The following is a 9,188-nucleotide window of genomic DNA, read 5'->3' on the forward strand; positions in this document are numbered from 1 at the left end:
AGGTCCGGCGTCGGAGACTGTCTCTTTTGCTCGCGATGAGTGACGGGCCGACCGCCGCGCTAACCCAAAGAGCTGGCGGTGGTCGGCCCGTCACTCGCGTCGCGTAGCGACGCCTGATTGCCGGATGAACCCGCTTGGCCTCAATTATCGCACTCCATCCTCGAGCAGATCGTTCCAAAATCGATTTCCCTGGCGAAACGAAGGCTGGGCTTGTAGAAGGCCGGAGAACAAAAGGGGGCCTTATGGCGCGGCGCGTTTTCTTCAGTTTCCACTTCGCGAACGATTTTTGGCGCACCCAGCAAGTGCGTAACATCGGTGCTCTTGAAGGGCAGTCTCTTTGCACCGCGAATGCGTGGGAAGAGGTCAAGCGGAAGGGCAAGGCCTCGATCGAAAATTGGATCGATGACAACATGTACGGCAAGAGCTGTGTGGTGGTGCTTGTCGGCTCTGAAACAGCAAACCGGCCTTGGGTAATCCGCGAGATCGTTAAAGGCTGGGATGCCGGCAAAGGAGTGGTCGGTATTCGGATAAACAAACTTCTCGGCCACGACGGGAATTCGTGCACGGCTGGTAGCAATCCGTTTGACGAAGTGGGCTATGGAAATACCGGGAAAAAGCTATCGTCTATAGCGAAGCTGGTCACCCCTTCCGGCACAGATAGCAAGGCAGTCTATGATTCGATCAAGAACGGAATCGAGAGCTGGATTGAGGACGCGATAGCGATCCGCTCAAAGAACTGAGATGGCTCCGTGAGTTCGGTCTATATCCGATAATAGAGTGTCGATTATGATCGAATACATTACAAAATCCGAGCTTCGGAATTTCGCTGATAAGTTAAATGTTAGCGAACAGGCCAGCCTCAGAAAATCTGCTGCTTCCCGTAGCCTCTCAGGCACCACATTCCTTTCGCACTCAAGCAAGGATGATGATCTGGTCGTTGGCGCTATTCGTGTGTTGGAAGGGCACGGAGCCAGGGTCTATGTCGATGAAATCGACCCGGAAATGCCCCCATACACGACGGAGGAAACGGCGGGGCTGTTAAAGAGCCGTATTCGCCAGACCAAGCGCTTTGTCCTTCTTGCAAGCAAGAATAGCAAGGACAGCCGTTGGGTGCCCTGGGAGTTGGGCGTGGCCGATGGTTATAAAGGGCTGACGAAGATCGCGCTGTTCCCGGCATCCGACAGCTCGCATGAGCAAGCGTGGGCGTCGTGGGAGTATCTGGGATTATACCGACGCATCGTCTGGGGGGATCTACAGGGTCATCAAAAGCGCGTCTGGATGGTCCTCGACGAGAAAAGGAACACAGCTACAGAGCTTAGCGAGTGGCTCTCTGGTGAATAACGAGTTCCCGTTCCGTTTAAGCAGTGGCAGGGGGTTGCCAAAATCGCTTCTCAACGACATCCGGTTGGAGAGTTGGACTTTCGAAGCGCTCCTCTCGGACGGAAACGTCAAGGTGGCGGTGAAATAACGCAACGTAGTCCCGGTCTTCCACTAGGTCGGGCGATAGAGGTTCAACCTGCGCCCCAACTTCAAGCGTCGCGCCGCCCGTGGAGACTACTGGAATCACTGTAGCGTCCGGTTGCAGGCGTCGAAACATTTCATATTCCTGTACAATCCCGCCCATACCCCCGATGAAAACTGCCGCTTTGAACTTGTGTTCGGAAAACATGCGCTCACGCATGGCCAGCAAGCTCTTCTCCCGATCCTTCTCAATCTCGTCCGTATAAACCACATTGTTGAATCGTTCATTGTCCTCGGGATACTCGTCCTTGAAATGGCGAGACTGGTAGAGCCGGACCCAGTGTCCGTAATTTATTCCTATGTCTTGCGAGACCACCCAGATCATTGGTGTTATTGCGGGTTGACCACCCCAAACAAGCAGCCTGCGTCCTAGCGTGACGTGCACCAAAGCGGAGACTGCGGCTGTAATCGCGACACTGTCAGCGGTCGCCGCATATTGTGGGCCTCGCTTCGGATCCGGCACGCCTGCCGAAAGAAAAATGGCCTCAGTCATGGTCAGTTCTCCCATGCCGCAAGAGCCCATCCGGCTTCGGAAACTTTAATCGTGCGGACCGCGCGAATATGCTCCCCAAGCCATCGGAGATGAGCATTCCATGCATCACGGATGCCGATATGATCGTAGACCAGTACCGGTATCTCCTGCTGTTCCGCTCGTCGCGCCTTATCGGCCACATCGTTCAAAATTTCAGCCGTGGGGATTCCGACGATCGGATATGCCCAGATCTTTTCGCCGTCCAGCAACCGCACGGCGACGGCCCGATGAGCGCCGACGCCTTCCACTGACGCACCAATTTTCTCGACGTCAGCGCGCAGTTTGCCGGTAATCGACATATATCGAGATGCGATGCTGCGGCTTCGTAGCCGCTCGACCTCCAGGACGATTGTATCCGCCGTTTTGGCTACTATTGGACCATCCGGCCCTTCGAGTTCCTCCGGATCAAGATATATAGTCTCTGCGAGATCGGTCAGCTTGTTTGGCGTGTGCTCAGGCCAAATTACACGAAGGACCTGGATCTCTTTCGCGCGTGCTCTTCCTATTTCCTGTCGAGTCCAGCGGCTATCGAAATAGGTAGGCGTGTCGAGCATAACCATAACATCAGAATCGACGAGCCTATGCCAAAGCACATCCTGGAACGGATCGCCGGGCCTAATGTCGTGCGTGTCCAAGAATACGTCGAATCCGCGGGACGCAAGGAGATCGTGAAGTTGCAACGCTGCTGCTCGGGATTCCACGCGCCGATAGCTCACAAAAACCCGTCGCTGTCGACGAAGTAAACCCACGCATTCCAGCATTGCTGAAGCGAGTTCAGTCATATTTGGATCGTCAGCGCGCCGCGTTAGCCCATTTATGGGCTGGAGAAGCGGGGGGATGTGAGCATTGAAGTCTGCGCCAGCGGCAATCGTTGGAATGATGGGCGCACTGGCCCGGATCAGGTCTTGGGCCGCTTCGAGATCTTGCTGGGCATTTCCTCCAAAATACGCACATGCGAATGCTGCTGGCTTGTGCCGCTCACCCAGCGTTTCCGCATTATGCACAACTACATCGTCCCCCAACGTCAATCCGAAGTCGGAAACGATATCAGTGAGCGTCGCTGTCAGTGTTGCGCGCTCCTCTGGCGTTGCGGTACCAAGTATGGCCAGTTCATAGATACTCATTGGTGTCAGCGACCGGCCGCTTTTGCCGCGGTTTCGATCCAAGCCGGCATGTTGGCATAGCCGTTATCCCGGACCCAATCATATGTCCCGTATAGGTTCGACAGCGGAATATCTCGGCCATTCTGCTTTACTGTGAAATAACTGAGAGGGTTGGACCCCTGTCGATCAGTTCCAAGCTGCGGATCTTTTACGCTATGGATGTCGATGGCCAATAGGCCTTTCCCAAGCTCGTAGCTTCTCTTGATCTCGTGCCGGACCCATTCGCGATCATACGTCTCTGCGCCGAACAGCACCACAGTCACGGACGTGCCTTTGAGCTGCTCCTCGATCCATTTTTCTATGCCGCCCGCGCGTCTTTTTGCCTCTTCGAACTCTGCCTTGTCATAGAAAGGCTGCGCTTCGCCACCTGGACGAACCACCCAGGAATTGCGGACTTGCACGACCCGTCGAACGTCACGGTCATAGTGAAAGCTAAAGAATACCCGACGCGCCACCGCTTCCCCCCTCGATCATCGTTCGCTCATATCAAGGCGGGCGCCAGGTGTCAGCAGGCACCGTGAGTGCTTGGGGTAGGCTGGTCGCAGCGACACCTTTCGGCATGGCGAGGAAAGCGCCCATTCCATCGAAATGCATCGGCCAAATCGAGCATGTTGCGCTACTTTCGAAATCGCACCTGTGCGGGCGAGGGAGATGGCCCGTGGTATCAGTAATTCGGGCTGCCTCTGGCGTGCCCAATGTCCCCGCTGGCTTCCCGATTCTGTTCGACGCCGACATGGCGATCATCGAGCCGGCCTTCGTCTGGCTCGTGGAGCACGCGGAGCTAAGCGGCCGTGCCCACGCCTCCGAAACCGTGCGGACCTACGGCGAGCATCTCCACGACTGGTTCGACTCGCTCGAACAATCGGGGATCGAATGGCGCGAAGCCGACGAACGCGTCATCGCCGCCTATCGCAACCGGATGCTGGAGAATCCCAGCACCCATACCGGGCGGCCCTATGCCCGGACCACGATCAATGCGCGTGTCTCGACCGTCTGCCGCTTCTATGGCTGGGCGCTCGATAAGGGGCTGATCGACTACTGCCCGTTCCGGTTGACCGAGAAGATGACGCTGATGCTCGACGGCGCCTATCGCCCGGGCTTGCAGCGGCGCCAGGTCAACGAGCTGATCGTCTCACGCCCCGAAAAACTGCCGCGACCGCTGCGCGCCGACGAACTGGCACGGCTGTTCGCGCATCTAAGGCCTACCGCCCGACTTGCCGCGCAATGGGCGCTTGGGGCGGGTCTGCGTCGCAAGGAGCTTTGCGCGCTCGCCGTCGACCAGATCCCAGATAGCTGGCCACTCGACCTCGACAGCGATCCACTTGTCGGCGTGCCGCTCCATATCACCAAGGGCGACCGGCCAAGGACGGTCTATCCGCCGCTTCGGCTGCTCGATCATACCCACTGGTATGCGGGCGAGTATCGCGCCCGGATCGTCCGCCGTATCCGCCGTTCCGACCGGGGCTATCGCGCGCCGCCCAATCTCCTGCTGAACGAGCATGGCCGCGCCATGACGCGAAAGCTCCTGACGGCGCAGCTCGCGGAAGCGTTCGCGGCCGCGGGACTTCAGGGCACGCTGCATTGGCTGCGGCACACCTTCGCGATGGCGATGCTGGCCCGCCTTCAGATCCAGGCCCGCACCAATCCCGATCTCAACCCGCTCAAGGTCGTGCAGGTGCTGCTGGGCCATGCTTCGATCACAACCACCGCGATTTATCTGCGCTGCGTCGAACTGCACGAGCGCGATCTGAGCGAAAGCCTCGCCTATCTTTATGGCGAGCTGATCCCCGCCGATGGCTAGGGGCCGCCTCGATCGGACGCTAAGACTCGATCCGGCACCGGCTAACCATCCGGCGCAGGTCGCCGAAATCCAGTTCCGCGACGAATGGGGTAAGATCGTCCAAAGCTTCAACCCGGCGCTGTTCGGAATGCCGGACGATATCAGCGCCGCCATCGCCCGGGCTTTCCGCGATCATGATGTGGCATCCAGCGCTGCGACCCGCACCGCGCACTGGTTCGCGCTGCGCGTGTTTGGGAGGTTCCTGCGCGAAGACGCGCGTGTCAGGCGCGCGGCAGACCTCGACACGGCAACGATCCGCCGGTTCATCACCTGGCTGGCGATGCCCACCAACGGGCGCAGGCGCGGCGTCCGCTCACAATCCGGTCAGCTCGGTATGATCCGGCCGGTCCTCAAGCGCGCGATCGCGGACAATCCAGGCTTGTTCGCACCGGGCTTCGCCGTTCCCAACAATGCGATCCCGCTCGCCGGCGTCCAGCGGCTACCGCAAGATCGGCTGACACCTGCCGCAATGCGCGCCCTGCTGGCAGTCTGCTATGCCGAGATCGACACTGCGTGGGACAAGTTCCAGCACGGGCAAGCTATCGTTGGTCTTCCGAATGTGCTCCTTCATGGCGGCCGGACCGCCGAACGGGATCGCTGGATCTGGAAGCTCCACCGCCTTGGCCACGGTATCCTGCCGAGCGACCGAGGCTTGGACCTTAACAAGCCCGATCGGCAGAGGATCGCCGAGGTAGGCGGGTTCCGCGAGCTCGAGGGTTATCTCCACCTCACGACCGACACGCTGGTTGCGTTCTATATCGTGCTACTAATCCAGACGGCGGCCAATACCGGTCCGCTGCGCCAGATCAAGCGGGACTGCCTCGTGCCGCATCCGCTCGAGCGGCATCGCGTCATGGTCGAGTGGGTGAAACCCCGCGCCGGCAGTAAGGTGAAGCGCATGCAACGGCGCTCGTTCGACAATCGCCGACCCTATGCGGCGTCGCGCCTGATCGAAAAGCTCCTTGCGATGACGGCGCCTCTGCTGCCGCATGTGGAGCCGTCCAAGCGCGACCGGCTGTTCCTGCACCGCTTCCTCATGACGACAGGACGCCTCGAGCGCGAGCATCACGCCGGTCATATCGTGCAGGCCACGTTGCGATCGGCAATGTTGCGCTTCTACGAGCGGCACAATGACGCGATCGCCTCCTGGAACGCCGCGCATCCCGGCAAGTCTCTTTCCCTGCTTCCAGACTTCTCGCCCAAGCTGTTCCGCAGCAGCATGGCAAGCGCCCATTACACAGCGTCACAGGGCGATATCATGGCGGCCAAGGCGGTCCTCAATCATGCGAATGTCGCAACCACCGATATCTACGTCGATGGCGAGGCCGTCCGCCGCCTCGAACGCGATACGATCGCCCGGCTCCAGTCGCTGATGATCACATGGGTCACCGGCGAGACGCCCTCCCATGACTCACAACATCAAGGGCCGGATACCAGCGTCCGGGTGACGGCGCTGTTCGGTCACGACTGCCTTTGTCCGATCGACGGCGGGCACGCACGGCCTGGCCGCGTGTGCCCGAAACTGGGAGGCTGCCTTGCCTGTCCGGGCCTGATCGTCCCGATCGACCCGGATCATCTGGCGCGCATCGTCCAAGCCACCAGGCATCTTCAAGCGGCGCGGGAACGCATCGACCCGATCCGGTTCAGCCTCTTCTATGCGCCCAGCCTTCGGGTGCTGACACAAGACCTGCTGCCGGCGTTCCCGCGCGAAATGATGCCGGACGCGGAACTGCTCATACCCGCCTTGCCGCCGCTGCCGGACCTGGAATAGCCTCATGGCCTCCGTCCCGAAATCCACGCCTACCCAGCTTCCGGCGCCATTGCTCGGAAACGAAGGCGTCCCCGCCGCCACGACGTTCAACTGGGGCTTCGAAATGCCGGACGGGAGCCGGTTCGGAGACGATCAGTGGACGCCGCTCCGGCACGCCGCCGAACTGTTCCTGCTCTCGCTGCGGGCCGATCCGCCCGAAGGGCGGATGCCACTTCGCAAGGAAACGGTCGACGGCCACTTCAGCCACATCCGCTTCCTCGTTCGATGGATGGCAGTCGAGAACGTCCGATGCTTCAAGGATCTCGATCAAGACGCCGTCGACCGGTTCGTGGCCATGTTGCGCGCTCGTCCCGGCAGGAACGCTTCACGGCTCTCCCTCAGCACCGCCGAAGGCTATCTCGGCACGATCCGCACGTTCCACATGCAGCGCGACAAGCTGGACGACGCGCCGCTGATGGCGCCGCCTCGCGCCGGTTCGGTTGGGAAGCGGCACTGGAAACCTTATGGCGGCCATCCCTATACGCCCGACGAGATCGCCGTGCCTCTCATCAGCGGCGCTATAGAACTGCTCGGTGACCCAGCGGACCAGATACTCGCGCTGCGCGACCGTCTCGAAGATCTGTATGAGCAGTTCCGACCACAGCATCAGGGGCGAAGGCTCCACTGGCATATCAGACGCGCCATGTTGGCTGAGCCATGCCCCTACGCGGATCTGTATCCGAATCCGGAATGGCCGCTGCGCCGCCTGACGTTCATGCTCGATCGCCTTGGCGACGCCTGCTTCGTAGTCATCGCCTATCTCGTTGGCGCGAGAGCCTCCGAAATACTCAGGCTTGAGGAGGATTGCCTCGAACGGCGCGCGGCCGATGGAGACGGCGAGGAACACGTCTATCTGGTCGGCACCATCACGAAGACGTCGCTGACGGAACATGGGGACATCCATCGCTGGCTCGCGCCCGAGCCGGTCCAGCGGGCGATCCACATCCTCGAACGTCTCTCCGCTCCGCTTCGCGAACTTAGCGGGAAGAGGAACCTCTGGCTTCACCAGCTCGGCCGGGGACGCTCGCCGCTTCCGACGATGATGCCCGTCGCCCGACTGCGATCACCCATGGTCAATATCCGCTTGAACGAGCGACTTATGCCGTTCCTTGGCTTGCCGGAACACCAAGGCGGCACCTGGCACCTGACCACCTATCAGGGCCGCAAGACGTTCTCGCGGTTCATCGGTCGGCGCGACCGCACCGGCCTGACGGCGCTGCAACGCCATCTCGGCCATGTCCACCGCGCGATGACCGACCGGGCCTATGTGGGCACAGACTTCGAGCTTGCCGAGTTGATCGACGACCAGGCCGCCGAAGAAAGCCGCAAGGCGCTGGAAGACCTGCTCCTGGCGCCGAACGTCGCCGGGAAGGCGGGCGTCATGCTCTCCGAGCGATCGCCGTTCCGCGGGCGCACGCGGTCGGGCGACGTCGATGGCTATATCACCGAGATCCTCGCCGAAACGGATATGCGCCTCGGCGTGTGCGACTGGGGCTACTGCCTCTACCGCCGGGAGACCTCCGCTTGCCTCGGCGGCGAGCGCGAGCCGAACCCGGTGCTTCGCACACAAAGCACCTGCTCGACTTGCGCCAACTTCGCCGTGACCGAGCGGCATAGGCCGGTCTGGGAAGTGCGCCTTGAACGGAATACCGCATTGATCCAGCGCGATGACCTCGATCGCGAGAGCCGAGCACTTGCCGAAGCCCGCATCCAGGAATCTCGCCGTATCCTCGACCAGCTCGACGAAGGAAATGCCGGTGACGTCTGAATCTGACCCATCCACCCCGCAGGCCCGTCGCCGGGCGAACACCAATGCACGCCTGCGCGAAGCTCTTGGCGTCCTCGCCAAAGACCCATCCGCCGCGCCAACGGTCGCCGGTCTCGCACGAGTAGCCGGGGTCGGCCGCAACATCATCTATACGCACCATGCCGACGTTCTCGACGCCCTGCGCAAGCTTCAATCGCAACGTGAGGGCGCCACTGAAACGGCCGCCGGCGAGGCCGATCGCACACGCGCCACTCTTCATGACGCGATAGCCACGAACATCGCCCTCGCGACACATAATGCCAGCCTGCTGAAACGCGCTGTCGAATCCGAGCAGCGCGCGGAGCGGCTCGAACGCCGTAACGCGCAACTTGTGCAGGAACTCGATCGGATACGCCGGTCCGTCCCCATCCGCACCAACGCCGAAGCGCCCGATCCCTCCGCTGCCTGAAGGCGGTCACGCCCTAATCGGGCGTCTTGGAAGGGGAGGAGGACTGGAGATGGCGGAAATACGGGCTTTGCGGAGCCAATAAGACAGGTCAATGCAGACCTAATGC

The 9,188-nt window shown here is 60.8% G+C and carries 9 protein-coding genes; 6 read left to right on the plus strand and 3 right to left on the minus strand.

Annotated features, from left to right (window positions below; genetic code table 11):
• Nucleotides 1–134 precede the first annotated feature (134 nt).
• Together NN5_RS22975 and NN5_RS22980 are read left to right on the plus strand one after the other, a co-directional pair.
• A complete protein-coding gene (locus tag NN5_RS22975; protein ID WP_245656671.1) occupies nucleotides 135–740 on the plus strand; it encodes a TIR domain-containing protein in 606 nt (201 codons plus the stop codon).
• 46 nt (nucleotides 741–786) lie between these two features.
• Nucleotides 787–1,341, plus strand: coding sequence for a toll/interleukin-1 receptor domain-containing protein (locus NN5_RS22980; RefSeq protein ID WP_067738793.1), 555 nt, complete (start codon nucleotides 787–789; stop codon nucleotides 1,339–1,341).
• A 16-nt stretch (nucleotides 1,342–1,357) separates the two neighbouring features.
• On the opposite strand, the gene thcA is transcribed toward NN5_RS22980, so the two are convergent.
• Genes thcA through NN5_RS22995 form a run of 3 tightly spaced genes read right to left on the minus strand, consistent with a single transcriptional unit; the run spans nucleotide 1,358 to nucleotide 3,671 of the window.
• Nucleotides 1,358–2,014, minus strand: coding sequence for a Thoeris type III anti-phage system protein ThcA (gene thcA, locus NN5_RS22985; protein WP_067738801.1), 657 nt, complete (start codon nucleotides 2,012–2,014; stop codon nucleotides 1,358–1,360).
• A gap of 2 nt (nucleotides 2,015–2,016) precedes the next feature.
• Nucleotides 2,017–3,177 carry a Thoeris type III anti-phage system protein ThcB4 gene (gene thcB4, locus NN5_RS22990; RefSeq protein WP_067738804.1) on the minus strand — a complete coding sequence of 387 codons (1,161 nt, stop codon included), beginning with the start codon at nucleotides 3,175–3,177 and terminating at the stop codon, nucleotides 2,017–2,019.
• Between the two features lie 5 nt (nucleotides 3,178–3,182).
• Nucleotides 3,183–3,671, minus strand: a complete 489-nt coding sequence (locus NN5_RS22995; protein ID WP_067738807.1) for a TIR domain-containing protein — start codon at nucleotides 3,669–3,671, stop codon at nucleotides 3,183–3,185.
• A 203-nt stretch (nucleotides 3,672–3,874) separates the two neighbouring features.
• On the opposite strand from NN5_RS22995, the gene NN5_RS23000 reads away from it, so the two are divergent.
• Genes NN5_RS23000 through NN5_RS23015 form a run of 4 tightly spaced genes read left to right on the plus strand, consistent with a single transcriptional unit; the run spans nucleotide 3,875 to nucleotide 9,082 of the window.
• Nucleotides 3,875–5,017 (plus strand): tyrosine-type recombinase/integrase, encoded by a 1,143-nt coding sequence (locus tag NN5_RS23000; protein ID WP_067738810.1) that lies wholly within the window; start codon nucleotides 3,875–3,877, stop codon nucleotides 5,015–5,017.
• Nucleotides 5,010–6,827 carry a site-specific integrase gene (locus NN5_RS23005; protein WP_067738813.1) on the plus strand — a complete coding sequence of 606 codons (1,818 nt, stop codon included), beginning with the start codon at nucleotides 5,010–5,012 and terminating at the stop codon, nucleotides 6,825–6,827. Before NN5_RS23000 ends, NN5_RS23005 begins: the two co-directional genes overlap by 8 nt.
• A 4-nt stretch (nucleotides 6,828–6,831) precedes the next feature.
• Nucleotides 6,832–8,634, plus strand: a complete 1,803-nt coding sequence (locus NN5_RS23010; RefSeq protein WP_067738816.1) for a site-specific integrase — start codon at nucleotides 6,832–6,834, stop codon at nucleotides 8,632–8,634.
• Nucleotides 8,618–9,082 (plus strand): hypothetical protein, encoded by a 465-nt coding sequence (locus tag NN5_RS23015; protein WP_067738819.1) that lies wholly within the window; start codon nucleotides 8,618–8,620, stop codon nucleotides 9,080–9,082. Before NN5_RS23010 ends, NN5_RS23015 begins: the two co-directional genes overlap by 17 nt.
• Nucleotides 9,083–9,188 lie beyond the last annotated feature (106 nt).

Origin of the sequence: Novosphingobium naphthalenivorans NBRC 102051 (genome assembly GCF_001590985.1) — a bacterium.
GTDB lineage: Bacteria > Pseudomonadota > Alphaproteobacteria > Sphingomonadales > Sphingomonadaceae > Novosphingobium > Novosphingobium naphthalenivorans.